We start from the raw sequence: 24949 nt of genomic DNA, 5'->3' as shown, positions 1-24949 counted from the left end.
CCACCGGAAAAACCTTACCTCAGTTCCCGGTCCAGCGGAGCGCGCCGAGCGTTCCTTCGAAGAGGACGACCATGGTGACGGCGACGAGGATGGGGGCGACGCCGGTGGGGTCGGGCGTGAAGAGGAAGGAGATGCCGAGGAACGCGCCCCAGAAGAGGAGGCGGCGGCTTTCGAGCCACCGCCGGGTCGTGATGCCCATCATGATGGCGAGCATGATGAAGAGGGGGATCTGGAAGACGACGGCGAGGTAGCCCATGAGGATGAGGATGAGGTTGAAGGTGTCGGAGAGGGCGAACGCGATGTCGGCGACGGGCTGGCTGTAGTTGTAGAAGTAGCCGAAGACGGCGGGGAGGACGACGAAGTACGCGAACGTCAGGCCGAGGACGGCGAGCACGAGGCTCATCGGGACGGCGGCGAGGTAGTATCGGCGTTCGTTCGGGTAGAGGCCGGGGCGCATGAACGCGTACGTCTGGTAGACGAACACGGGGAGGGCGGCGATGAGGCCGGCGAGGCTCGCGACCTTGAACTGGGTGATGAGGAGTTCGAGCGGCTGGTACAGGTGGGGTGCGCCGCGGCCCGCGGTTCCGGTGGGCGCGGGCGGAGTCGCGGGGATGACGGCGTACCAGAGGTGGTTGATGACTTCCTCGCCGAGCGGCCAGACGGCGATGCTGACGAGGCCCGCGACGCCGACGACGATGGCGAGGCGTTTTATCATCTCCTCGACGTGGTCGGCGAGCGGGAGTTCCTCGTCCGTCTCCGGGCCCTCGACGCCCCCGACCGTCTCGTTCTTCCGCTCGACGGGCGTCGCGCCGCCCATCGAGTCCTCGGGCATGTCCGGGAACGCCTCGTCGCTCTCCACCGTCGCCTCGTCTTCGAGCGGGCGCTCCGGCTCCGCGAGCGTCGGCTCCGCGTCCTCGACGCGCTCGACGGCGGGCGTCGGCGCGACTCGGCGGACTGCGGGCGTCGGTTCGACCCGCCGCACCGCGGGCGTCACGTCGTCCGCGGACGCCTCGTTCGCGTCGTCGTCTGGCTCGCGCTCCCCGCTGGTGTCGGCGGACGCGTTGCTCCCGTCGTCGGGTTTCGGGTGCTGTGACTCGTCGTGGTCTCCGACCGGTACGTCCGCGCCGGGCCGCCGGGCCTCCCCGGTGTCGGCGCGCTCCGCGTCCTCGCCGTCACCCATTCGTTGCGCGGAGATACGCGCGTCCCGCGTTATAGGCTTTTTACTTCGTGGCCCAGACGAGAAGATTGATAACTCGGAGTCGGCTACCCGCAAGGGAATGAGTAGTTCGGGCGGCGTACGCGAGGACGCAGCGCGCGCTGTCGGCGTCGGCCGCGAGACCGTCGGCGTCACGCTCCGCACCCTCCAGAAGAAACTCCAGGTCGCGTTCGTCTTCTTCGTCGTCGGCCTGCTCGGCGGCGTGCTCGCGATGCGCCTCCTCATCTGGCCCGAACTCCGCGCGGACCTCCTCGCCACCGAGGCCCGCATCATCACGCAGACGCCGTTCGACGTCATCCTGATGCAGGTGAAGATCGGGCTGATAACGGGCGTCCTCGCCACCGTCCCCGTCCTCTTCTACCACGCCCGCGACCCCCTGAAGGAGCGCGGCATCCTCCCCGACGTGCAGGTGAAGGTCTGGCACCTCGTCGTGCTCGGCGTTGCCGCCGTCCTCCTGTTCGCGCTCGGCGTCGCGTACGCCTACGGGCTGTTCTTCCCCATCGTCTTCTACTTCCTCGCGGACTACGCCGTGAAGGCCGGTCTCGCGCCGATGTACTCCATCGTGATGTGGACGGAGTTCATCCTGATGCTCGCGGTGTCCTTCGGTCTCGCGGCGCAACTCCCGCTCGTGATGTCCGCGCTCGCGTACGCCGAAGTCGTCCAGTACGAGACGTTCCGCGATAAGTGGAAGTACGCCGTCGTCGGCATCTTCGCGTTCGGCGCGGTGTTCTCCCCGCCCGACCCCTTCACGCAAATCCTCTGGGCGCTCCCGCTCTGCCTGCTCTACGGCGTCAGCCTCTACATCACGCGATTGGTCGTCACCGCGAAGCGCGGGAGCGAACGCATCGACGTCACCGGCGTCCTCCGCGCGCGCTGGAACCTCCCGCTCGCCGTCGCCGTCGTCGGGTTCGCGCTCGGGTACGGCGCGTACCGCTACGGCGTCGTCACGCGCGTGAACGACGCGCTCTCCGGCACCATCTACCCGCAGGCCTACCTCCTCCCCCAGTACGACCCGCTCCCCGTCGGTATCGCCGTCGGCGCGGTCGCGCTGGTCGGCGCGCTCGCGTACGTCGTGTTCGTCGCCATCGAACGCGCCGCGTCCGCGGAAGCCGAAGTGTACGGCGGGCAGGTTCCGAGCCCGGAGAACCTCAACCTCGACGTGCTGGACGCCGCGGGCGTCCGCGCCGCCCCCGAGGAGCGGTTCGTGGCGATGGACGAGGAGGAGGCGCTCGACGCCGCCCGCACCGCCATCGACGACGGCGACGACGAGAAGGCCCAGGCCATCCTCGACCGCTTCGACGACGCCGCGGACGAGCGCGAGGAGCAGGCCGCGGAAGCCGAGGCCGAAGAAGAGGAGGCGGGCACGATCACGAAGCGCACCGCGGGAATGCTGGACGCGTTCACCGAGGACGAGACGACGGAGGACGACGTTGGCGGGTACTACGAGGACATCCTCGCCGTGCTCGGCGCGCTCCGCGGGCGCGCGTTCCGCATCGCCGCGGTGTTCCTCAGCGTGCTCGTCGCCTCGTTCGGCTTCCTCTACTACGGCGGGCTCGCGACGCTCCGCGACGACTTCATCGGCCGCCTGCCCGCGGACGTTCGCACCGCGAGCAACGCCAGCGCCGGCCCCGCCGCCGACCCCGGTACCGCCGCGACCGCGATGCAGTGGCCCATCACCCTCCACCCCGTGGAGGCGCTCGTCTTCGAGGCGAAGGTGAGCGCCGTCGCCGCCGCCCTCGCCACCCTCCCGCTCGTCGTCTACTACGCGTGGCCGGTGCTCGCGGAGCGCGGCATCCTCACCGGCGACCGCCGCACCATCGTCGTCTGGGCGGGCGGCGCGTTCGGCGGCCTCGCCGTCGGGAGCGCGCTCGGCTACCTGTTCGTCGCGCCGAACGTCATCACGTACCTCGTCGCGGACGCGCTCCGCGCGGACATGGTCATCAGTTACCGCATCAGCAACTTCCTCTGGATGGTGTTCCTCACCACCGCCGGCATCGGCCTCCTGATGGACGTCCCCATCTCGATGGCGCTGTTCCACGGCGGCGGCATCGTCTCCTACCACACCATGCGGGAGCGCTGGCGGGTCGCCGTGCTCGTGAGTTTCGCGCTCGGCGCGCTCCTCACCCCGGACACGGTGTACACGATGCTCATCGTCGGCGTCCCGCTCTCCGCCGCGTACTTCGTCGGCCTCGGCGTGCTCTGGGTGGTGACGCTCGGCGGCCGACGCGGCGGCGGCCCGACACCCGCGGAACGCACGGCCTAAGTAATACCCTGCGAATACTCGGGTATGCCGAAGATAAGCGTGGACGTGCCCGAGGAACTCCTCGACGACCTCGACGCGCACGTCGGCGAGAACGGGAAGTTCGTCAACCGGAGCGAAGCGCTCCGCGCCTGCATCCGGAAGACGCTCGACCAGCTCGACGAAATCGACGCCCGCCACGGGAGGCTCGACGATGAGTAGGGACGCGCTCGCGACGGGCCGCGTCGTCCTCATCGGGATTTTCATGACCGCGCTCGTCACGAGTCAGCTCACCGCGTCGAAACTCCTCATGTTCCAGTTGCCGTTCAGCATCCCCGTCACGGGGAGTTCGCTCGTGATGCCGGGCGCGGCGCTCGCGTACGCGCTCACGTTCTTCGCCTCCGACTGCTACAGCGAACTCTACGGCCGGAACGCCGCGCGAACGCTCGTGAACGTCGGGTTCGCGATGACGCTCGTGATGCTCGCGCTCGTCTGGACGACCATCGAAGCCCCCATCGCGCCGTTCTCCGGCGTCGGCCAGGCCGAGTTCAGCCGCGTGCTCTGGTCGAGCGCGAACATCGTCGCCGGCAGTCTGCTCGCGTACGTCGTGAGCCAGAACTGGGACGTCTACGTCTTCCACGCCATCCGCCGCCGCACGGATAACAAGTACCTCTGGCTTCGCAACATCGCCTCCACGGCGACGAGTCAGGCCATCGACACCGTCATCTTCGTCACGGTCGCGTTCTACCTCGCGCCGACGTACCTCGGCGTCGGGAGCGCGTACGAACTCTCGATGGTCGCGTCGCTCATCGTCGGTCAGTACGTCCTGAAACTCGCCATCGCGCTCGCCGACACGCCGTTCGTCTACGGAACGGTCGCGTACTTCCGGCGCTAAACTTTCGAGGCGAACGCGTAGTTCGGCTTCACGTCCTCGATTTCTACTTCGAGTTCGTCGCCCTCGCTCGCGCCGGAGACGAACACCGTGAACCCCTCGACGTACGCGATGCCGTCGCCCTCCTTGCCCTCGTCCTCGACGGTGACGGTGAGGGTGTCGCCGGCCGCGACGGGCGCGTTCACGTAGTTCTTCCCGACGACGTACAGCTCGGAGGAGGACTCTCTGGAGGCGTCGGGGCTGGTGACGCGAACGAAACTGAACGACTCCTCCACGTCCTCCACGAACGCGTCGAAGTCCGGGCCCTCGAACACCTTCACCGCGAAGTGCCCGCCGGGCGTGAGGAGGTCGCGCGCCGTCGCGAGCGCCTGCTGGGCGAGGTAGACGGAGCGCGCCTGGTCGAGGTTGTACTCGCCGGTCATGTTCGGCGCCATGTCCGACACCACCACGTCCACGTCGCCGCCCGCGACCTCCCGCACCTCCGCCTTCGTGTCGTCCTCGGTCATGTCGCCCCGCACCGTCTCCACGGCCGCGGGCACGTCCTCGATGTCGTCGATTCGCTGGAGATCCACGCCGACAACGCGACCGCCAGACCCGACTTCCTCCGCGGCGACCTGCATCCAGCCGCCCGGTGCGGCCCCCAAATCGACCACGGTCGCGCCGTACGGCAGGAGCTCCAGCTCCCGGTCGAGTTGCTTCAGTTTGTACGCCGACCGGGCGCGATACCCCTGCTGTTTCGCGCGGTTGTAGTACTCGTCCTTCCCGCTCATACCCGAAAATGAGCCCGCGAGCGGTTACGTGCTTCGTTCGCCCGCGAGATACCGGCGGACGCTCCCGGACTCGACCGCGACGACGACCTCGTTCGTCCGCCGGAACGGCGGCGTCGCCGGCGCGTCGTACCGCCACAGCGCCGGCTCCCCCACCGCGTCGATGTCCGCGGCGTCGAGCGCGTCGAGCAGTTCCGCGTGCTTCCGCCGCACCCGGAATTCGGGCGTCCACCACGAGAACGACAGCACCGCGACCGTCTTCGGCGGTTCGACGGCGAGGGAGACGGCGTCGTTCGACGGCTCGGGCGCGGTCTCCGGCGTGTACGACGCCGGGAGGAAGAACGACATCGTCACGCCACCGTCCGTGTCCTCGGTCTCGACTGGGGCCGTCATCGCCACCCGCTCGCCGGTCTCGACGCGCGCGGTCGCGTCGACGGCGTCGCCGCCCTCGTTCGCGCCGTCGATGTAGCGATAGAGTCGGCGGAACGCCGCGCGCTCGGAGGGAGCCGTGGTTTCCACCCGAACGGTCTCCGGGTAGCGCCGGAGTTCCACGCCGTCGAGGTCGGCGACGTGCGTGTAGTCGAGCGTCTCCACCCGCCACTTCGCCAGGGCGTCCGCGAGCGTCCACGCGCCCAGCGCGCCCGCCGCCGCGCCGACCGCACCGCCGGCCAGTTTCAGGGTCGTCCGCGCGTCCATACGCGACGAGTAGGACGCCCACCGGTAAAGCCGGTTCGGGGTCGCGTCACGCGCTTCACGCACGCGCGCGTACCGTGTGCCTTTTTATGTCACCTCGTTCTACCTCTGGACAAGATGTTCAAGGCGATTATTAGCGCCGACACGCTCCGCACGACACTCGACGCCGTGAGCGTGCTGGTGGACGAATGTAAGATCCACCTCAACGAGGACGGACTCGCGATTCGCGCCGTCGACCCCGCGAACGTCGGCATGGTCGACCTCGAACTCTCCAGCGACGCCTTCGAGTCGTACGACGCCGACGGCGGTCTCATCGGCGTCAACCTCTCCCGGCTCGAAGACATCGCCGGAATGGCGGACGCCGGCCAGCTCATCCACCTCGAACTCGACGAGGAGACCCGGAAGCTCCACATTCAGATCGAGGGCCTCGAATACACGCTCGCGCTCATCGACCCCGACAGCATCCGGCAGGAACCCGACCTCCCCGACCTCGACCTCCCCGCGACCGTCGTCATCGAGGGCGGCGACCTCGACCGCGCCGTCCGCGCCGCCGACATGGTCTCCGACCACATCGCGCTCGGCGTGGACGACACGTCCGAACTGTTCTACGTGGACGCGGAGGGCGACACGGACGACGTCCATCTCGAACTCGACGCGGACGACCTCATCGACCTCGAAGTCGGCCCCGCGCACAGCCTGTTCAGCCTCGACTACCTCAAGGACATGAACAAGGCGATTCCGAAGGACGCGGAAATCACGGCCGAACTCGGCGAGGAGTTCCCGGTCAAACTCCACTTCGACCTCGCGGAAGGCCAGGGGAGCGTCACCTACATGCTCGCCCCCCGCATCCAGAGCGACTAACAACCCGGATTTCGGCGTCTCCTACTGTTCTTCTACCAGCACTGTCTCGCCCGCGCGGACGGTGTCGCCTTCTTCGACGAGCAGCGCGGATTTCTCGTAGGTCGGCGGGAGTTTCACGTCGGCGCGGCTGCCGAAACTGATGTGGCCGATGCGGCCGCCGCGTTCCACCGTCCGCCCGGGGTCGAGGTGGGGGTGGATGCGGCGGGCGAACGCGCCCGCGATGAGCACGACCTCGTAGTCGTCGAACTGGAGGGTGACGCGCTCGTTCCGGTCTGAGTCCTTCGAGAACGCGGGCTTGTGCGCGCCGGGCGTGTGCGTGACGTGTTCGAGGAACCCCGATTTGGGCGCGCGGTTGACGTGCACGTCGGCGGCGCTCATGTAGACGCCAACGCGGAGCCAGTCGTCCTCCTCACGAATCACGGAGACCGTGCCGTCGGCGGGCGCGACGACGCCCGACGCCGGCGTGTCACGGTCGGGGTCGCGGTGGAACCAGAGCACGAACGCGGGCGCGAGCACGACGACGGCGAGGCCGAGCGGGACGAAGGCGAACGGGAGCGCGGCGACGAGCGCGTACGCCGCGAGCCGTCGCGCGCCGGGGGCGAATTGCACACGCAGCGTTCGCGCGCCGGGGGTTTGGGTGGTTCGGTCGCTATCCGCGGCGTTTATTCGGGTTCGGAACGACCACGTGAACGAATGGACGCGCGCCACGCCCGATACCCGTTCCTCGCGAGCGCCCGCACGGCGGTTCAGGAGGCCGGCGTGGATCTCGCGGACGTGGTGCAGAACGACGACGCGGTCGTGGAGCGCGCGCTGGAGCGCGTCACCACCGCGGTCACCGACCGCGAAATCGGCGAGGCCGCGCACAGCACGCGCGTCGAACTCCTCTCCTATCCGGTGGCGCGCGTCATCGTCTCGCTCGTGGACGAGAACATCCTCGTGCGGCGGTACGCGCAGGGCGAGGCGAACACCGCCTACGAGCGGTTCCGCGACGACTTCACGACCGACGACGACCTCGCGAGCGTCGGCGGCGACGAACGCGTCTCCCGCGACGACCTGCTCCGCGAGTTCGACCTCCGCGACCACGTCACCCCCACCGAGGAGGGGTTCGACGTCGGCGTCGCCACCTACCTCCTGCTCTCCTCCAGCATCCGCGGGGAGGACTGGCGGCTCGTCAACCGCCGGCTGGACGACGGCCGCGTTCCCGTGTCCGGCCTCGAACTCGACGACCTGCTCCGGCAGGCGGTCGAAGACCGGGTCGCGGACGGCCTCCCGCTCTCGGTGCCGGACGCCATCGGGAGCGAACTCGGCGAAGCCGTCTCGGAGGTGAAGACCGTGCTCTCCGAACTCGACCTCACTCGGGACATCGACACCGTCGTCCCCGAACTGTTCCCGCCCTGTATGACGAACCTCCTCGAACGCGTGCAGCGCGGCGACCACCTCCCCCACCACAGCCGGTTCGCCATCACGGCGTTCCTCGCGAACATCGGGCTCAGCACGGACGAAATCGTCCAGATATACGAAGTGAACCCCGGGTTCGGGGAGGAGATGACGCGCTACCAGACCGACCACATTCAGGGCGAGAGCAGTCCCACCGAGTACACCGCGCCCGCCTGCGCCACGATGAAGTCGTACGGCGACTGCGTGAACCCGGACGCGCTCTGCGACCACATCAGCCACCCGCTCTCCTACTACGAGGCGAAACTCGACGACGCCGACGAGGACGAACTCGACGACTGGCGCGACCAGAACGACCAGTCGGAGGCCTAGTCGCGCGTCGAGAGGTAGAACCCGATTCCGCCCATCACGACGAGGAAGAGGACGAGACTCCCGACGACCGCGAGCGTTCCCTGACGACCGAGCGACTCACCGTTCACGGACGCGGTTCCGACCAGCGCCGCGATGAACACGACCACGCCGAACGTCGCCCAGCCGGCCTCGACCAGTTTCTCCCGCTCGAATGCCATACCAAGGGCTTCCCGAGAACACGCCAAAAGGGCTTCGAAGCGCCCGCTCGCACGCCCACCGCTCGCACGCCCACCGCTCGCTCCCTCCGTCTTCCGAGACTTCATGACGGATACCGCGGCCAACCGGGGGCGTGACGTGACACTCGCCGTCGGGCGTTCGCGACTTGCGCGGCCCCCGCCCGACGCCGCGGAACGGCCGCCTGCACGCCCCTGACGCCCGAACGAGCGCGTAAACGTCTACCGGAACTGAGCGCCTTACGGTCGCCGAGTCCCTACGCACTCCCATGGTGCCCTCGAAACACACCAGCACCACGACCAGCGAACCGACCGCGCTCTCCCCCGGCGGCCCCACGCGGACGCGCGCCGACCGCGCGCGCACCGAACGCATGGCCGTCACCCCGCTCGGCGGCGGACGCTACGAGGTCGTGACCGAGTACGACACCGTCTACACCGTCCACCTCCCCGAGAGCCGCTGCACGTGCCCGGACTACCGGCACCGCCGCGCGCGCTGTAAACACCTCCGGCGGGTCGCCATCGACGTGACCGCCGGCCGCGTCCCCGCGCCCGGCCAGCGCGAGGCCGCCTGCGCGGACTGCGAGCGCCCGGTGTACGTCGCCGCGGACGAACCCAGTCCCGTCTACTGCGACTCCTGCACGCTCGACACCGGCCGGTTCGTCCGCGACCGCGAACGCGGCGACCTCCTCGTCGTCGCCCGCACCACCCGCGACCGCGCGAACACCGTCGAGGTTCCCGGCTGGAACACCACCGTCGCCGACTACCCGACCAACCGCGGCTACCCGGAGACGGACGTGGTCGTCGACGTCCTCTACCCCATCGGCCGCGACCTCACGCCCGACGACCTCGCGCCGACCGACCTCAAACGGTACGCGTTCCCGCGGAGCCGCCTCGAATCCCTCGGTCGGCCCGACTGACACCCGACGTTTAAGGATTCGCGTGGTGACGCGTCTCGCGTGCCCTCCACGCCGTCCGACCCGCCCGACTCGTCCGACGCACCCGACACCATCACGGTCGAGGTTCCGCGACGCGGCGCGTTCTACCTCCTCGTCGCGCTCGTCCTGCTCGCCAACCCGCTCTACACGAACGGCCTTCTCCTCGGCGCAGACCACGCCTACCAGTACGAAGCGCACCGCGTCGAACCCACGGACGACTCCCTCGTCGTGCACAGCCTCGCGGACGACGACACCGAAGACCGCTTCCCGCTCGACGGCGTCCTCTGCGCGGACGTGCCCTACGACCGCGCGTGCACGCTCGAACACGCCATCGGCGCGGGCGAGGTGAACGTCACCGTCCCCTACGAGATGCTCGCCACGCCCGCCGAGAACCCCTACTTCCTCGGCGGCGACGGCCAGTTCTACCGCCGCACCGGCGTCCCCGTCGAGGGCGAGGACGCCTACCGGGTCGGGCACGAGCGCGTCCCGGCCGCGGCCGCCCTGCGCGCCCTCTCGATGCCCGCGGGTGACGCCGGCCCGACCGTCCAGCGTGTGCTCGCCGACGGCTCCGTGACGACGTTCCACGAACTCGACGACGCCGGTCGCGTCCTCCGCGACGACGGCGACTACTACGTCGTGTTCGCCACCGCCCACCGGTACTCGAGCGGCGGGTTCACGTCCTGCGGCTCGGAGGGAGACGGGTTCTGCGAGCGCGTGGAGAACACGATGCTCGTGCGGTCGATTCCGACGCTCCTCGGCTGGCTGGGCGCGGTCGTCTGCCTCGTCCTCGCGCGGCGCGCGTGGCGCACCTAGAGCATCTCGGCGGCCTCGTCCACGTCGAGGACGCCCTGCGCCACCGCGTTCAACACCTTCCGCGCGTTCTCGGCGCGGTTCGCGTCGCTCCCACCGTCGTCGCTCGCGGCTTTCAGGTCGGCGATGGTTTCGCCCGATTCGAGCGCCGTCTCCTTCTTCACGCGGTAGTTCCCGCCGTCCGTCTGGTGGAGGTCGTGCGGGTGGAAGAAGTACCAGTCCTCGCGGTCGAAGCGCGCGCCGACCTTCGGGCGCGCGCCGAAGTTCTGGGAGAAGTAGACGAGCGCCTCGATTTCCTCGCCCGTGAGATAGATGGGGTCGCCCGACGACGACTTCGCCTCCACGGCGTAGAAGCTCTCGCCGTCGCCCGCGAGCACGTCCGGGAGTTCGCGCTGGGTCGCGCTCCCGGACGCCGGCGCGCGCATCACCGCGAACCCGGCCTCGTCGAGGCGGTTCACGAGTTCGCGCTCCCGCCGGTCGCCCTTCCGGTTCCTGACCATACCCCTCCTTTGACGCCCGCGGTAAAGAGCGACACGTGTCGCCGCGGCCGCGCGGTTTTTCCTCCGGACGGTCGAACCGCGGGACAGTGAGCGACAGCGACCCCGTGGACAAGAAGTCGAAGACGGACATCCTCGCCGCGCAAATCGAGGAGGGGACGGACGAACTCGAACGGCCCGCGGGCGCGCTCTTCCTGTCCGCGATATCCGCGGGCCTCGACATCGGGTTCGGGCCGTTCTTCATGGCCGTCGTGCTCACGCTCGTCGGCGGCACGCTCCCCGAGCCGGTGACGACCCTGCTCGTCGCGAACGCGTACACGTTCGGGTTCGTGTTCGTCATCCTCGGGCGCTCCGAACTGTTCACCGAGCACACGACGCTCGCCGTCCTCCCCGTGCTCGACGGCCGCGCCTCCGTGCGCAGGCTCGCGCGCCTGTGGGGACTCGTCTACACGGGGAACGTCCTCGCCGGCGCGGTGTTCGCGGCGGCGATGGTCGTGCTCGCGCCCGCGTACGGGGTCGCCGGCCCGGACGCCTTCGAACACCTCGCGGTGCCGCTGGTCTCCCATCCGCCGCTCGTCCTCCTGATGGGCGGCGTGCTCGCCGGCTGGCTGATGGGGTTGCTCTCCTGGCTCATCACCGCCGCGGACTCCACGATGGCGCGCATCGTCCTCGTCTGGCTCGTCACCATGGGCATCGGGCTCGCGCACCTCCCGCACTCCATCGCGGGGAACGTCGAGGTGCTCGCCGCCGTCCTCTCCTCGTCCGCGGTCGGCGTCTCCACGTACGCCGGCTTCCTGTTGCTCGCGACCGCGGGGAACGTCGTCGGCGGGTCGCTGTTCGTCGCGCTCCTCAAGTACGGCTACGTCGTGCGGGGCGAGGAGTGACCCGCCGAAAATTTTTATTCCCAAACCCGATAGTGGGTGTATGAAATCTCGTCGAGAGGTTCTCGGGGCCGCCGCGACCACCACCGCGCTGACCGCGCTCCCCGCTCGGTCGGTTCGGGCCTCCCAGTCCGCGGGCACGCTCTCGGTGTCCGTGACGGTGTCCGCCGACTGGGACGCACCCCGCATCCGCTTCGACTACGAGTACGACGTTCCCGACTCGGTGTCCTCCTTCTCCATCTCCGCGATGCCGTCCGGGTTCACCGTCGAGTCCGACGGCTTCGAGCGCGACGGCCGCGAGTACGTCTGGGACGGCACCGACTCCCCTCGCCAGACTGTCTTCCTCCCCGCCGACTCGTCGGCCGTCGGCGACTCCCTCACCACGCAGAACTGGGGGTACGTCGCCGCCGACTCCGCGTTCGTGTGGATACCGTCGCTCGGCGTCAGCTCCCCCGACCGAGACCTGCGCGACGTGTCCCGCTCGCGGTCGTTCGACGGCGAGGGCGTCGCCACCTCGTCGTTCGCGTTCGCCGGCCCGCACACGACCGTCCGCGAGTTCGTGAGCGACGCGCAAGCGACCGTCGTCGTCCCCGACGCGGTCTCGCGGGACATCGACACCGCCGCGCTCTTCGAGGAACTCGCGTTTCAGCAGACCCACCTCTCGCAGCGCCAACGCTACACCGACACGGCGCTCTTCCTCCTTCCCCGCGAACGCATCAGCCCCCGCGGGATGGCGTCTACGACCGACATGGTGGTCTCCGCCGCCGCCGTCCCCTCCGGGTCGCTCAACGGCGTGCTCCCCCACGAGTTCGCGCACGTCATGTTCGGAACGTTCGGCGGCGGACGGATGCGGTGGCTGACCGAGGCGAGCGCGGAGTACTACGCGCGTCTCACGCTCTTCAATCGCGGTCTCGCGAGCTTCACCGAGTTCCACAACGGACTCGACACGAACGAGAACTACGACGCCGGCTACACCGACATCGTGCTCGCACAGCCGTACACGTGGACCGGCACCAGCGCCCACTACCGGAAGGGCTCGCAGGTGCTCGCCGCGCTCGACGCCGAGATTCAGGCGCGCTCCGGCGGCGACCGCGCGCTCATCGACGCGCTCGCGGACACCTCGTTCCCCCTCACGTCCTACCAGGGGTTCGAGAACGCCGTCGCGCGCTACGCCGGCGAACCGATGGACGACTGGCTCGACCGGTACGTCAACTCGGACGGCCTCCCCGGCGTCCCCGCCGACCCCCAGTACTTCGTCCTCCCCGGTGTCTCCCGCGACACGCTCGACATCTCGACCACCACCGACGCAACGACGACGCGCGCCGCGACGACCGACACCGCGACCGACACCGGCACCTCGACTGACGCCGCGTCCGGGAGCACGCCCGGGTTCGGCGTCGGCACGGGACTCGCGGCGCTCGTCGGCGGAACAGTCGCGGCGCTCAAAAGAACGGAGTCGGACGAGTAACGGCGCTTACGTGCCGTGCTGCCAGGAGTCCATGTACTCGCGCTGGACGTCCGTGAGCTCGTCGAGTTCGATGCCCTCGGCGTCGAGTTTGAGTTCAGCGACCTCGCGGTCGAGCGCGTCCGGCACGTCGTGGAGGCCGTCGTCGTAGCCGTCGCCGTGCGTCGCGAGTTCGCGGACGCAGACGGCCTGCACGCCGAACGACTGGTCCATCACTTCGACGGGGTGCCCGAGGCTGACCGGGCTGGCGAGGTTGACGAGGCGGCCCTCGGCGAGCACGTTCACGCGGGAGCCGTCTGCGAGTTCGTACTCCTGCACGCCCTCGCGGACTTCGCGTTCGTTCACGGAGAGGTTCCGGAGGTCTTCGAGGTTGATCTCCACGTCGAAGTGCCCGGCGTTCGCGAGCACGACGCCGTCCTTCATGTCCTCGAAGTGGTCGGCGGTGACTACGTCCCGGTTTCCGGTGGTGGTGACGAACACGTCGCCGCGCTCGGCGGCGTCGTCCATGCTCGTGACCTCGTAGCCCTCCATGTGGGCTTCGAGCGCGCGCCGCGGGTCGATTTCGGTGACGATGACGTGCGCGTTCTGTCCGCGCGCCTTCTTCGCGACGCCGCGCCCGCAGTACCCGAACCCGGCGACGACCACTGTTTTGCCGGCCCAGGAGAGGTTCGTGGTCATCGCGATGTTCGCGAGCGCGGACTCCCCGGTGCCGTGCACGTTGTCGAAGAGGTGCTTCATCGGGGTGTCGTTCACGTTGAACATCGGGTAGTCGAGCGCGCCGTCCGCGTCCATCGCGCGGAGGCGGTGGACGCCCGTGGTGGTCTCCTCCGTGCCGCCGATGATGGACTCCACGAGCTCGGGGTACTCCTCGTGGATGCGGAAGACGAGGTCGCCGCCGTCGTCCACCGTGATGGTGGGTTCGTGGTCGATGACGGCGTCGATGGCCTCGTAGTACTCGGTGTCGTCGATGCCGTGCTCGGCGTACGACGTGATGTTCTCGTGGGCGTCGAGCGCGACGCTCACGTCGTCGTGCGTCGAGAGCGGGTTACAGCCCGTGATAGCGACCTCCGCGCCGCCCTCCGCGAGCAGTTCGACGAGCGCCGCCGTCTTCGCCTCCACGTGGAGGGCCATCCCCACGACCTCGCCCGAGAGCGGGCGCTCCGCGGTGAACTCGTCTTCGAGCGCGGAGAGAATCGGCATGTGTTCGCGGGCCCAGTCTATCTTCTGTCGGCCCGACTCGTGTTTCGCGTCCACGTCGGAGACGCGTTCGCTGATGGGTGCGGCCGTTTCCATACGTATCCCTTACGTACGCGACCCAAAACCCTACCGAAGAGAACCGCGTGAGGGTGGGAGACGGCGAACCGCCGGGGTGGTTCCGATACGACCAACCGTCGCGTCGGCACCGCGACGACACCCGTACTTCGAGCGCGTTCGGAAAAAGACCGGTGGCCGCCTCAACCGACCGCTCGGTACGCGGCGAGCGCGTTAGTTCAGGCCGGGCGCGCTCTCGCGACCGTTCCCGTTACCCGCCGACTCGTCGTCGTCCTCCTCGTCGTCTTCATCGTCTTCATCGTCTTCGTCGTCTTCGTCGTCAGCGTCGTCGTTCGTGGACGCCTCGTGGTCGGGGCCGCGGTCTTCAGGCGGGCCCTGTCTGTCGTTTTCGGCGTTCTCGTTCGCGTCGTCACCGTTCGGGCCGCGGTCTTCGGGCGGGCCCTGCGTGGTGTTCTCCGCGGTCTCGTTCACGTCGTCGGTCTCGTTGCCGTCATCGTGACCGGGACGGTCTTCGGGCGGGCCGGCGTGGTCGGGCCGGTCGTCAGCGCCCGGGTTGTTCGCGGTGACGAAGTCCGCGAGCACGCGGCCGTCCACCGCGCCGTCAGCGAACGTCGCGGCGATGAACTGCTCGACCTGCTGGCCGAACGGGCTCTCCTCGGTGACCGTCTCGTTCTCCTCGCTCTCGCTCGCGTTCGTCTCCGCGAGGAGCGTCACGGTCGCGGACGCCGTGGTGTTGTTGTGCGTCGCCGTCACCGCCACGGTGACGTTCGTGTCGGGCGCGGGGAGGACGACGGTGCCGTTCGCGTCCGTCGCGTACGTCCCCGTGCCGTTGTACGTGGTGTTCGTTGTCTCCGTGACGTTCACGGTCGCGTTCGCGACCGCGGTGTCGTTCGCCGTCACGGTGACGGTCGCGTCACTCCCGGCGTCGGGCTGGTCGACGCCGACGCTCAGTTCGCCGGTCGCCGTCGCGCCGGCGACCGCGGGCGTTGCGACCGCGAGTACTGCCATGGCCGCGACGAGCGCGGCGGTGAATTTCATCGAGCGCATCGCATCCCACCCTACCACCGGGACGGAGAAAAGGAGGGATGAGCGTTCGACCCGTTCACTCGGTTCGAGCGAGCGCGAAAACCCGTTCAGGAAAGTTCACGCGCCGCGAAAACAGCGGATTCGGGGTTAGTCGGCGCGTTCCGCGAGGTCGGCGGCGCGGTCGGCGGCGCGCCCCCTGATTTCCGCCTCGTCGAGCGTGACGAGGTCGCGGTCTTCCATGAGCACGCGGCCGTCGCAGACGGTGTGACGCACGTCGCTCCCGCGGACGGCGTACGCGAGGTGGCTGACGTGGTCGTGGACGGGCGTCAGGTGGGGGGCGTCGAAGTCCACGACGGCGAGGTCGGCGTTCGCGCCCGCCTCGACGCGGCCCGAGTCGAACCCGAGCGCGTCCGCGCCGCCCGCGGTCGCCATCTCCACCGCGGCCTCGGCGGGCACGGCGGCGGCGTCCTCGGCGGCGAGCTTCCCGAGCATCGCGGCGTCCCGCAGTTCGTCGAACACGTCGAGGTCGTTGTTCGACGCCGCGCCGTCCGTGCCGAGCGCGACCGTCACGCCCGCCTCCCGGAGTCGCTGGACGGGAGCCATCCCGGACGCGAGCTTCATGTTCGACGCCGGGCAGTGCACGACCGCCGTCCCGCGCGCCGCGAGCAGGTCGATCTCCTCGCCGTCCACGTGCACGCCGTGCGCGAGGAAGTCGTCCTCGGTGAGCATCCCGAGGTCGTCCGCGTGCGCGAGCGGTCGTTCGCCCTCGGACTCGACGATGGGTTCGACTTCGCCCGCGGTCTCGTTCGCGTGGAAGTGCAGGGGAACTCCCGCGCCGCGCGCCTCCGCGGTGAACTCCGCGAGGAGGGCGTCGTCCACGGTGGTGAGGCTGTGCGGCGCGTACACCGTCTTCACGCGGCCGTCCGCGTAGCCGTCGTACTCGCGGGCGAAGTCGAGGCTCTCCTCGTTGTCCGCGCGCGCCGACTCGTCGTCCTTCCCGACGGTGACGACGCCGTGGCCGAGTCGCGCCCGCACGCCCGCGTCAGCGACGGCGTCGGCGACCGCCGGTTCCTCGAAGTACATGTCGGCGAACGCCGTCACGCCGCCGCGAATCATCTCCACGAGCGCGAGTTCGGTGCCGGCGCGCACGTCCGCCGCCGTGAGTTCGGCCTCCGCGGGCCAGATGTCCTCCTGCAGCCACGCGTCGAGGGGTTTGTCGTCCGCGTACCCGCGGAGGAGCGTCATCGCGGCGTGCGTGTGCGCGTTCACCAGCCCGGGCATCACCAGGCAATCCGCGGCGTCCAGCGTCTCGTCGCCTTCGGGTACGTCGCCCACGTCCAGAATCTCGCCCGCGTCCTGGTCTACCAGCACGTCCGCGCGTTCGACCGAGAAGTCGGGGCGAAGCACCCGCCCACCGGTGATTTCGAGCGTCGTCATACCCCCTCTCGCGGCTTCGGAGTCCTGAATCTATTGGTGCATACCTCTTTGCCGGTCGCCCGCCAATCCCCGCTATGCGAATCGCCGTCCCCAACAAGGGCAGACTGCACGACCCGACCGTCGACCTGCTCGACCGCGCGGGGCTCTCGATAGAACCGACCGCCGACCGCCAGCTCTACGCCGACACCGTCGACCCCGACATCACGGTGCTGTTCGCGCGCGCCGCCGACATCCCCGAGTACGTCGCGGACGGCGCGGCCGACCTCGGCATCACCGGCCTCGACCAGGTTCGGGAGTCCGGCGTCGACCTCGAAGACCGCCTCGACCTCGGCTACGGGGAGTGTCGGCTCGTCCTCGCCGCCCCCGAGGAGGACGACCTGGCGTCGGTCGATGACCTCGCGGGAAAGACCGTCGCCACCGAGTTCCCGCGGGTCGCCCGCGACTACTTCGCGGACGCGGACGTTTCGCCCGACATCGTGGAGGTGTCGGGCGCGACCGAACTCACGCCGCACGTGGAGATGGCGGACGCCATCATCGACATCACCTCGACGGGGACGACGCTCCGCGTGAACCGCCTCGAAATCGTGGACGAAGTGCTCGCGAGCTCCGTCCGGCTGTTCGCCCGTCCGGACGTCGAGAGCGAGAAGGCGAGCCAGGTCGAGACCGCCTTGGATTCGGTCATCGCCGCGGAGGACAAGCGCTACCTGATGTTGAACGCGCCCGCCGACCGCCTCGACGAAATCGAGGACGTGATTCCCGGTCTCGGCGGCCCGACGGTGCTGGACGTGGACGAACCGAACACCGTCGCCGTCCACGCCGTCGTCCCCGAACGCGAGGTCTTCCAGACCATCACCGACCTCAAAGAGAAGGGCGCGAGCGACGTGCTGGTCACCGAAATCGAGCGACTCGTCGAGTAATCGGGACTAGTCGCGGAGGCGTTCGCCGGGTTCTGTGGCCTTCGCCGGAACGAAACGCCTCTGTTCCGCGAGTGAGCGGCTCGAAGAGCCCGAACGAGCGGATTCACCGCTCGCCGTCGGCGAGCGGCCTTTTTATGTTACTTTTTGCGAGCGGGGTTCGCAGAGCGAACCCCCGACGCAAAAATTTACTCGAGCAGGCCGAGTTCTTCGAGGCGGCTGACGATTTTGTCGACGGCGTGTTCGGCGTCCTCGGGTTTCTTGCCGCCGGTGATGACGAGTTTGCCGGAGCCGAAGAGGAGGGCGACGACTTCGGGTTCGTCGAGGCGGTAGACGAGGCCGGGGAACTGTTCGGGTTCGTACTCGATGTTTTCGAGGCCCAATCCGATGGCGATGGCGTTGAGGTTGAGTTGGCGGCCCAGGTCGGCGGAGGTGACGATGTTCTGGACGACGATTTCGGGGTCGTCTTCGACTTCGATGTTGAGTTCGCGGAGTTTGTCGAAGACGATGCGGAGGCTTTCGTGGACGTCTGCGGTGGATTTCGCGCCGGTGCAGACGATTTTGCCGGAGCGGAAGATGAGCGCGGCGCTCTTCGGCTCCTGGGTGCGGTAGACGAGGCCGGGGAACTGCTCGGGGTCGTAGTCGGCACCTTCGAGGTCCATGGCGACGCTCTGAAGGTCGAGCTCCTGGCCGATTCCCGTGGAGGCGACCACGTTTTCAATGTTGATGGTTTCCTTGGGGTCGGTCATATACGACTTAAATATCGTATTTAACCTTTATAAAGTTTGGCGGTCCGGCGAGCCGGACGCCTACCTGCTTTTAACAAACGCCTTGTGTGGACGCCCCCAACCGCCGGTGTGTACCTCCTCGAACTCGTCGGGTCGGACGACGACTTCGCGCTCGCGGAGGCGCGCGCGGCCGCCGCGCCGGACGCCGACCTGGTCGCGCCCGGTCTCGCCGTCGCGCCGTCGCTCGACCTCGACCGCGCCGCCGACCTCGCGTTCACGCGGTACGCGAGCCGCCTCGTCGGCCGCACGGACGCGAGCGTCGAGAGCGCCGCGACCCTCCTGGACGCCGCGAACGTCGGCATCGAGGGGACGGTCGCGGTGCGCGCGACGGACGTACGGGGGAGCGCGGGCGTGGACACGCAGCGCGCGGAGCGCGAACTCGGCGGCGTCCTCACAGACCGCGGGTTTTCCGTGGACCTCGACGACCCCGACTTCGTCCTGCGCGCGGCGTTCAGCGACGACGCGTGCGCGCTCGGCTGGCTCGCGGTCGCGACCGACCGCGACTACGACGCCCGCAAACCCACGAAGCGCCCGTTCTTCCAGCCGGGGTCGATGGATCCGATGCTCGCCCGCGCCCTCGTCAACCTCGCCGGCGCGCGGTCGGGAACCCGCCTCCTCGACCCGATGTGCGGGACGGGCGGCGTGCTCATCGAGGCCGGCCTGGTCGGCGCGCGCCCGCTCGGGAACGACGCGCAGGAGAAGATGGTGCGGGGGGCGCGAGAGAACCTCCGCGAGTACGCCGACGACTTCGCGGTGTGGCGCGGGGACGCCACCCGCCTGCCCCTCCGCGCGGACGCGGTCGATGCGGCGGTGTTCGACGCGCCATACGGCCGACAGTCGAAAATCGAGACGCACGGTCTCCGCGACCTCGTGGGCGGCGCGCTCTCCGAGGTCGAACGCGTCACCACCGGGCGGTGCGTGCTCGTCGCCGACCGCGACTGGCGGGACGAGGCTACGGCCGCGGGCTGGACCGTCGAATCCCGGTTCGTGCGGCGCGTCCACCGCTCGCTCGACCGGCACGTCCTCGTCCTGGAGTGACCGGCGCTCGCGGCGCTCGCCGATGACGCCAACCCGGTTCGGATTCCGACGTTTTCCCTGGTACCCGTTCGGGACTGTTCGAGGAGACGGGTGTTTCGCCGGGGTTTCGAACGGGAAACGCCCGTGAACGACGAGTACGTACGACCCCACATGCCACGTCCGGCTACCCCGTCCCTCCCCGGTCGTCTCGACCGCGCCGCCGACTGGGGCGTGTACGCGCTCGTCGCCGGCACGCTCCTCGGCCTTGTCGCGTTCGTCACGAACCCCGTCCCCGACCCCTCGTTCCCGTGGGCGACGCTCCCGCCGTCGCTCCGCCTCCCCTACGCGCAACCCCGCATCGAGCACTGGCCGGTGTCGTACACGCTCGCCGTCTGGCTGTGGGTGTTCGGCCTCCCGTTCGCGCTGCTCGCGGCGTACCGCCGATACGCCCCCGCGACCGGCCTCCGTCGCTCGACGTGGCTCGTCGGATTGCCCGCCGTCCTGATGGTTGCGCTCACCACGTACTGCCGGTACTTCTGGCCGAAGCCCGACCCGGCGACGTGGAACGCGCCCGCGTACACGTTCGTCTGCTGGGCGTACTGCTCGTCGTACGTCACGGTCTGGAGCACGCTCGCGTACGCTATCGCCGCCGTCGGCGTCGCCGCGTTCCTCGTCGCTCGAACCGACGGCGACCGGGCGGTGGTCGCGGCGGGCGCGTTCGGCGTGCTCGCGCTCCCGCTCGGTCTCCCGGCGCTCTACTACGCAACCACCGAAAGTGACTGACCGTTCAGTCAAAACGGCTTAGTCGGCTGAGTTCCTTCCTCCCCGTGTGAGCGCGATAGATGCCGACCACCTGGCGTTGACGTACGCCGACGGAACCGAGGCCGTCACGGACGTGTCGATGGACGTGCCGGAGGGCGAGTTCTTCGGGTTCCTCGGCGCGAACGGCGCGGGGAAGACGACGACCATCAAGACGCTCGTCACCCTCCTGAAACCGACCGCGGGGTCGGTGACGGTGAACGGCTACGACGTCGAGGACGACCCCCGCGAGGTTCGCAAATCCATCGGGTACATGGCCCAGGAGACGAGTATCGACCCCCAGTTGACCGCACGGGAGAACATCCGGTTCGCGTGCGAGGCGTACGGCGTCCGCGCCGACGCGCGCGGCGACCGCATCGACGAACTCCTCGACCTCGTCGACCTCGCGGACGTGGCGGACAAGCAGGCGAAGGACTTCTCGGGCGGGATGAAAAAACGCCTCGACGTGGCGACCGCGCTCGTCCACGAACCCCCGATCGTCTTCCTGGACGAACCGACGACGGGCCTCGACCCGAAGGCGCGAAACCGCCTCTGGGAGTACTTCGAGCGCGTGAACGACCGCGGCACCACCATCTTCCTCACGACGCAGTACCTGGAGGAGGCCGACCACCTCTGCGACCGCATCGCGGTCATCCGGGACGGCGAAATCGCCGTGGACGGCTCCCCGCAGGAACTCAAGTCGCGAGTCGGCGGCGACGTGCTCGAAATCGACCTCGACGACCCGACCGCGGACGAGGTCGAGCGCGCCCGCGACCTCGCGCTCGACTCGCGGCTCGTGGACGGCCCGGACGCCGTCGAGACGACCGACGCGGGCATCGTCGTCACGTCCGCGGAGGCGCGCCGGCACGGCACCGACCTCCTCGTCGCGCTCTCCGACGCCGGCCTCACCGTCACCGGGTTCAACGTCCGGAGTCCGACCCTGGACGACGTGTTCCTCGCCATCACCGGCGAGGAGTACGACGCCGACCCCGCGGACGACGCCGACGCGGGTGATGGCGAATGAGCGACGGCCGCGCGGCCGGAAACGGCTTCGTCGTGGACACCTGGGTGAACCTCAAGCGCTGGCTGATTCGCACCATCCGCAACCCGTTCGTGGTGACGTTCAGCCTCCTGAACCCCATCATGTTCCTCGTGTTGTTCACGGAGGTGTTCGGGAACCTCGCGGGCGGTGCGATTAGCGGCATGGTCGGCGGCGACGTGAGTTACGTCACCTACCTCGTGCCCGCCATCGCAATCCAGGTGTCGCTCATCGCCGCGACCACGTCCGGCGTCGGCCTCGTGGAGGACATCGAGTCCGGGATGTTCGAGAAGGCGCTCGTCTCGCCGATGCACCGCGGCGCGGTGTTCTTCGGGAAGTCGCTCTCCGAGGTCATCCGCATCGTCGTCCAGGTCGTCATCATCCTCGCGTTCGGCTACGTCCTCCTCCTCCTCGGCGAGGGCGGGAGTTTCACCGACTACATCGACACCGGCGTCCTCGGCGCGCTCGGCATCGTCGCCGTCGGCATCCTCTTCTCCATCTGGTTCACGGCGTTCTCTAACGTCATGGCGCTCGCCACCCGCGACCAGGAGTCCACGATGATCGCCGTGAACGTCCTCCAGTTCCCCCTGCTCTTCCTCTCCAGCGCCTTCCTCCCCCTGGAGAGCCTGCCGGGCTGGGTGCAGACCGTCGCCGCCTTCAACCCCATCACGTACGGCGTGGACGCCGCCCGCGCGCTGATGTTCGGCCGGGACACCATGACCGTCATCGAGGTCACCGCGTTCGGCGGGATGTGGGACACGCTCGTCCCCGCGGTCGCCGTGCTCGGCGCGCTCGACCTCGCGCTCGGCGCGGTCGCCGTCTACTACATGGCGCGCGCCACCAGCGCCGACGCGCGCTGACCGAGAGGAGTACCACTTTAGGGTGCAGGCGCGTTCTGCACGCGTATGGAACAGTACCTCGGGCTCGTATCCGAGACCCTCCGGGGCGGCAACCACAAGCCGAACCGGACGGGCGTCGATACGATTTCGGCGTTCAGCCGGCACTACGAGACGGACCTCGCGGACGGCTACCCGCTCCTGACGACGAAGAAGATGGACGGCTTCCGCTGGAAGTCGATGCTGCACGAACTCCTCTGGTACCTCTCCGGCGAGGAGCACGTCCGCGACCTCCGCGAGAAGACCGGTATCTGGGACGAGTGGGCGGACGAGGACGGCCACCTCGACACCGCCTACGGCCGGTTCTGGCGGCGCTACCCCATCCCGGACGAGGGACTGCCGGGCGAGACGTGGGCTGGCGAGGAGAATGACTGGGTGAACGACGAGGGGACGTTCGACCAGATTCAGTACGTCCTCGACCAGCTGGAGGAGAACCCGAACTCGCGGCGTATCGTCGTGAACGCCTGGCATCCCGCGAACGCCGCCGTCTCCACGCTCCCGCCGTGTCACTACACGTTCGTGTTCAACGTCCAGGGCGACCGGCTGAACCTCCACCTCACCCAGCGCTCGGGCGACATCGCGCTCGGCGTGCCGTTCAACCTCGCGGCGTACGCGCTCCTCCTCACCGCGATTGCTCAACGCACCGGCTTCGAACCCGGGACGTTCGCGCACACCGTCGTGGACGCCCACGTCTACTGCGGCGAGGGCGCGCGCGGCGACTGGTACGGCGATAACCTCGCCGAACTCCAGTCCCGGCTCGCCGACGACGACCCGCTCGACGTGAAATCGTGGGTCGAAGCCGAAGCCCCCGCGGGGAGCACCGACCCGCGCGGGAAGCCGTACGACCACGTCCCCGGCCTCCTCGAACAGCTCTCCCGCGACCCCAAGCCCAAGCCCGACATCGACGTCGCCGACAAACCCCTCGACGCGCTCGAATTCGGCGATATCGCGCTCTCGGACTACGAGTCGCATCCCGGCCTGGACTTCGGCGTGGCGGAATGAAACTCAGCATCGTCGCCGCCGTCGCCGCGAACGGCGTCATCGGCCGCGAGGGCGGGATGCCCTGGCACTACCCCGAAGACCTCGCGCACTTCAAGCAAACCACGACCGGCCATCCCGTCATCATGGGTCGGCGGACGTTCGAGAGCATCCGCGAGCGCATCGGCGGCCCGCTCCCCGACCGCACGAACGTCGTCCTCACCAGCAATCCCGACGGCCTCCCGGACGGCGTCGTCGGCGTCGGAAGCGTCGAGGAAGCCGTCTCAGCCGCCCGCGCCCGCGACGACGAGGCGTACGTCGTCGGCGGCGAAACCGTCTACCGCCAGTTCCTCCCCGACGCCGACGAACTGATTCTCACCGAACTCCGCGAGGAGTACGAGGGCGACACCCACTTCCCGGACTGGAATCGCGAGGACTGGGCGGAAGTCGAGCGCGACGACCGCGAGGAGTTCGCGTTCGTCACCTACCGCCGACGAACCGACGAATCGTAAGGCCGCACGGCGGCTAGCGCCCGAGTTCCGCGAGCATCCGCCCGAGTTGGACGCGGTCGCTGTTCCCCTCGGCGAGCATCACGTCCACGTCGCCCGCGAGTTCGTGGAGTTCCGCGAGGTCGTCGCCCGCGTACCGCGAGCGGCCGACTCTGAGGATTTCGTCCAGGACTTCGGTTCCGTCCAGGCCTTCGTCCACGAGCAGGTCGTCGAGGGTGGAGCGCGCGTCCGTGAAGTCGCCGGCCTCGGCGTCGTCCAGCATCCCCGAAATCTCGTCGTCCAGTCCCACGTCCTGGAGGGTCTCGTAGGCGGCGTCCATCGTCACCTCGCCCTCCGCCTCGTACGTGGCTTGTGCGGCGGTGACGGCCTTCCGGAGGTTGCCGGCGGCGTACCCCGCGACGTACTCCAGGCCGTCGTCCTCGTACGCGACCTCCTCGGCTTCGACGATGTCGCGGAGGACGCCGACGGTCTCGTCCGCCGTCGGCGCGCGCACGGAGACCGGGAAGCACCGCGAGCGAATCGGCGGGATGAGCTTCGTCGGCTGGCGGGTCGCGATGACGAACTGGGTCGCCTCGTGGTGCTGTTCCATCACGCGGCGGAGCGCCTGCTGGAAGTCCTCGCGGATGGATTCGGCGTTGTCGAGCAGGACGGTCGTGTAGTCGCCCGACACCGGCGGATAGCTCGCGGACTCCTTCAGCACGTAGTTGATGAGGTCGGCCTTCGAGGACTCGCGCTTGCGTTTCGGCGTGATGAAGTGCTCGAACCGGGGGTCGTTCGCTATCTCCTTTTTCGTCATCCCGAAGAAGTCCTTCACGTTCAACTCGAACAGGTCGTTCTCGCTCTCGTGTGCGGCGGCCGCGAGCGCGCGCACCGCCGCGGTCTTCCCCACGCCGACGGGCCCGTGGAGCACGAGGTTCACGGGTTCGTCCACGGCGTCCTGGAGGCGTTCGCGCACGTCCTCCTGCGGGATGTCGTCGAGGGAGGGCGCGTGCGTCTCTATCCAGAGCGGGTCGTCCATACCGGAAGGAGTCGCGGCGCGG

At 68.9% G+C, this 24949-nt stretch carries 27 protein-coding genes; 16 read left to right on the top strand and 11 right to left on the bottom strand.

The features are described 5' to 3' along the window. Positions 1 to 19 precede the first annotated feature (19 nt). Positions 20 to 1180, bottom strand: coding sequence for a twin-arginine translocase subunit TatC (locus tag LI334_RS00135; RefSeq protein ID WP_227261141.1), 1161 nt, complete (start codon positions 1178 to 1180; stop codon positions 20 to 22). A 97-nt stretch (positions 1181 to 1277) separates the two neighbouring features. On the opposite strand from LI334_RS00135, the gene tatC reads away from it, so the two are divergent. The 3 genes from tatC to LI334_RS00120 are packed head-to-tail and all read left to right on the top strand — an operon-like array spanning position 1278 to position 4350. Continuing rightward, positions 1278 to 3479, top strand: coding sequence for a Sec-independent protein translocase TatC (gene tatC / locus LI334_RS00130; RefSeq protein ID WP_227261140.1), 2202 nt, complete (start codon positions 1278 to 1280; stop codon positions 3477 to 3479). A 24-nt stretch (positions 3480 to 3503) separates the two neighbouring features. Continuing rightward, positions 3504 to 3677, top strand: a complete 174-nt coding sequence (locus LI334_RS00125) for a ribbon-helix-helix domain-containing protein (protein WP_227261139.1) — start codon at positions 3504 to 3506, stop codon at positions 3675 to 3677. Beyond that, positions 3670 to 4350: a queuosine precursor transporter gene (locus tag LI334_RS00120; RefSeq protein WP_227261138.1), complete on the top strand. Its 681-nt coding sequence runs from the start codon at positions 3670 to 3672 to the stop codon at positions 4348 to 4350. The genes LI334_RS00125 and LI334_RS00120 overlap by 8 nt, the downstream gene beginning before the upstream one ends. On the opposite strand, the gene LI334_RS00115 is transcribed toward LI334_RS00120, so the two are convergent. Both LI334_RS00115 and LI334_RS00110 read right to left on the bottom strand, forming a co-directional pair. Beyond that, positions 4347 to 5117 (bottom strand): 23S rRNA (uridine(2552)-2'-O)-methyltransferase, encoded by a 771-nt coding sequence (locus LI334_RS00115; RefSeq protein WP_227261137.1) that lies wholly within the window; start codon positions 5115 to 5117, stop codon positions 4347 to 4349. The genes LI334_RS00120 and LI334_RS00115 overlap by 4 nt on opposite strands. A 24-nt stretch (positions 5118 to 5141) precedes the next feature. Beyond that, positions 5142 to 5810 (bottom strand): SOUL family heme-binding protein, encoded by a 669-nt coding sequence (locus LI334_RS00110; RefSeq protein WP_227261136.1) that lies wholly within the window; start codon positions 5808 to 5810, stop codon positions 5142 to 5144. 114 nt (positions 5811 to 5924) lie between these two features. Here LI334_RS00110 and LI334_RS00105 point away from each other — a divergent pair, with 114 nt between their 5' ends. Further along, positions 5925 to 6668 (top strand): DNA polymerase sliding clamp, encoded by a 744-nt coding sequence (locus LI334_RS00105; RefSeq protein WP_227261135.1) that lies wholly within the window; start codon positions 5925 to 5927, stop codon positions 6666 to 6668. Between the two features lie 21 nt (positions 6669 to 6689). Here the strand turns inward: LI334_RS00105 and LI334_RS00100 are convergent, their stop codons facing one another. Beyond that, positions 6690 to 7277, bottom strand: a complete 588-nt coding sequence (locus LI334_RS00100) for a protein sorting system archaetidylserine decarboxylase (RefSeq protein WP_227261134.1) — start codon at positions 7275 to 7277, stop codon at positions 6690 to 6692. Between the two features lie 84 nt (positions 7278 to 7361). Here LI334_RS00100 and priL point away from each other — a divergent pair, with 84 nt between their 5' ends. Continuing rightward, positions 7362 to 8435, top strand: a complete 1074-nt coding sequence (gene priL / locus LI334_RS00095; protein ID WP_227261133.1) for a DNA primase regulatory subunit PriL — start codon at positions 7362 to 7364, stop codon at positions 8433 to 8435. On the opposite strand, the gene LI334_RS00090 is transcribed toward priL, so the two are convergent. After that, positions 8432 to 8632 (bottom strand): DUF7472 family protein, encoded by a 201-nt coding sequence (locus LI334_RS00090; protein ID WP_227261132.1) that lies wholly within the window; start codon positions 8630 to 8632, stop codon positions 8432 to 8434. The genes priL and LI334_RS00090 overlap by 4 nt on opposite strands. A 284-nt stretch (positions 8633 to 8916) precedes the next feature. On the opposite strand from LI334_RS00090, the gene LI334_RS00085 reads away from it, so the two are divergent. Continuing rightward, positions 8917 to 9564: an SWIM zinc finger family protein gene (locus tag LI334_RS00085; protein WP_227261131.1), complete on the top strand. Its 648-nt coding sequence runs from the start codon at positions 8917 to 8919 to the stop codon at positions 9562 to 9564. Positions 9565 to 9603: 39 nt separating this feature from the next. Further along, complete coding sequence (locus LI334_RS00080) at positions 9604 to 10395, top strand: hypothetical protein (RefSeq protein WP_227261130.1); 792 nt, start codon at positions 9604 to 9606, stop codon at positions 10393 to 10395. On the opposite strand, the gene hjc is transcribed toward LI334_RS00080, so the two are convergent. Beyond that, positions 10392 to 10892, bottom strand: coding sequence for a Holliday junction resolvase Hjc (gene hjc, locus LI334_RS00075; RefSeq protein ID WP_227261129.1), 501 nt, complete (start codon positions 10890 to 10892; stop codon positions 10392 to 10394). The two genes, LI334_RS00080 and hjc, sit on opposite strands and share 4 nt — an antisense overlap. An 86-nt stretch (positions 10893 to 10978) precedes the next feature. Here hjc and LI334_RS00070 point away from each other — a divergent pair, with 86 nt between their 5' ends. Both LI334_RS00070 and LI334_RS00065 read left to right on the top strand, forming a co-directional pair. Next, positions 10979 to 11773: a formate/nitrite transporter family protein gene (locus LI334_RS00070; RefSeq protein ID WP_227261128.1), complete on the top strand. Its 795-nt coding sequence runs from the start codon at positions 10979 to 10981 to the stop codon at positions 11771 to 11773. Between the two features lie 40 nt (positions 11774 to 11813). After that, positions 11814 to 13238 carry a hypothetical protein gene (locus LI334_RS00065; RefSeq protein WP_227261127.1) on the top strand — a complete coding sequence of 475 codons (1425 nt, stop codon included), beginning with the start codon at positions 11814 to 11816 and terminating at the stop codon, positions 13236 to 13238. A 6-nt stretch (positions 13239 to 13244) separates the two neighbouring features. Here the strand turns inward: LI334_RS00065 and LI334_RS00060 are convergent, their stop codons facing one another. The 3 genes from LI334_RS00060 to LI334_RS00050 all read right to left on the bottom strand — a co-directional run bounded on the left by LI334_RS00060 (position 13245) and on the right by LI334_RS00050 (position 16970). After that, the gene (locus LI334_RS00060) at positions 13245 to 14528 is read right to left on the bottom strand and encodes an adenosylhomocysteinase (RefSeq protein ID WP_227261126.1); all 1284 of its coding nucleotides are present in this window, start codon (positions 14526 to 14528) and stop codon (positions 13245 to 13247) included. 192 nt (positions 14529 to 14720) lie between these two features. Further along, complete coding sequence (locus LI334_RS00055; protein ID WP_227261125.1) at positions 14721 to 15554, bottom strand: hypothetical protein; 834 nt, start codon at positions 15552 to 15554, stop codon at positions 14721 to 14723. Positions 15555 to 15680: 126 nt separating this feature from the next. Then, on the bottom strand, positions 15681 to 16970 hold the full coding sequence (locus LI334_RS00050; RefSeq protein ID WP_227261124.1) for an amidohydrolase: 1290 nt from the start codon (positions 16968 to 16970) through the stop codon (positions 15681 to 15683). A 74-nt stretch (positions 16971 to 17044) separates the two neighbouring features. On the opposite strand from LI334_RS00050, the gene hisG reads away from it, so the two are divergent. Next, positions 17045 to 17887 (top strand): ATP phosphoribosyltransferase, encoded by an 843-nt coding sequence (gene hisG / locus LI334_RS00045; RefSeq protein ID WP_227261123.1) that lies wholly within the window; start codon positions 17045 to 17047, stop codon positions 17885 to 17887. A gap of 185 nt (positions 17888 to 18072) precedes the next feature. Here the strand turns inward: hisG and LI334_RS00040 are convergent, their stop codons facing one another. Next, positions 18073 to 18633, bottom strand: coding sequence for a TATA-box-binding protein (locus LI334_RS00040; RefSeq protein ID WP_145844647.1), 561 nt, complete (start codon positions 18631 to 18633; stop codon positions 18073 to 18075). Between the two features lie 108 nt (positions 18634 to 18741). Here LI334_RS00040 and LI334_RS00035 point away from each other — a divergent pair, with 108 nt between their 5' ends. The 6 genes from LI334_RS00035 to LI334_RS00010 all read left to right on the top strand — a co-directional run bounded on the left by LI334_RS00035 (position 18742) and on the right by LI334_RS00010 (position 23912). Further along, the gene (locus tag LI334_RS00035) at positions 18742 to 19710 is read left to right on the top strand and encodes a TIGR01177 family methyltransferase (protein WP_227261122.1); all 969 of its coding nucleotides are present in this window, start codon (positions 18742 to 18744) and stop codon (positions 19708 to 19710) included. Positions 19711 to 19860: 150 nt separating this feature from the next. Further along, positions 19861 to 20472 (top strand): hypothetical protein, encoded by a 612-nt coding sequence (locus tag LI334_RS00030; protein ID WP_227261121.1) that lies wholly within the window; start codon positions 19861 to 19863, stop codon positions 20470 to 20472. A 46-nt stretch (positions 20473 to 20518) separates the two neighbouring features. Further along, a complete protein-coding gene (locus tag LI334_RS00025; RefSeq protein ID WP_227261120.1) occupies positions 20519 to 21511 on the top strand; it encodes an ABC transporter ATP-binding protein in 993 nt (330 codons plus the stop codon). Continuing rightward, a complete protein-coding gene (locus tag LI334_RS00020) occupies positions 21508 to 22386 on the top strand; it encodes an ABC transporter permease (RefSeq protein ID WP_227261119.1) in 879 nt (292 codons plus the stop codon). The genes LI334_RS00025 and LI334_RS00020 overlap by 4 nt, the downstream gene beginning before the upstream one ends. Positions 22387 to 22431: 45 nt before the next feature. Further along, the gene (gene thyA / locus LI334_RS00015; protein ID WP_227261118.1) at positions 22432 to 23424 is read left to right on the top strand and encodes a thymidylate synthase; all 993 of its coding nucleotides are present in this window, start codon (positions 22432 to 22434) and stop codon (positions 23422 to 23424) included. Next, entirely contained in the window at positions 23421 to 23912 is a 492-nt protein-coding gene (locus LI334_RS00010) for a dihydrofolate reductase (protein WP_227261117.1), read from the top strand. Before thyA ends, LI334_RS00010 begins: the two co-directional genes overlap by 4 nt. Before the next feature lie 13 nt (positions 23913 to 23925). On the opposite strand, the gene LI334_RS00005 is transcribed toward LI334_RS00010, so the two are convergent. Then, a complete protein-coding gene (locus tag LI334_RS00005; protein ID WP_227261116.1) occupies positions 23926 to 24927 on the bottom strand; it encodes an AAA family ATPase in 1002 nt (333 codons plus the stop codon). Positions 24928 to 24949: the final 22 nt, after the last annotated feature.

The organism is Salarchaeum japonicum, assembly GCF_020614395.1.
In the GTDB taxonomy this organism is placed as follows: domain Archaea; phylum Halobacteriota; class Halobacteria; order Halobacteriales; family Halobacteriaceae; genus Salarchaeum; species Salarchaeum japonicum.
The sequence above is the reverse complement of the archived record's forward strand: the minus strand, read 5'-3'. Positions and strand labels throughout refer to the sequence as shown.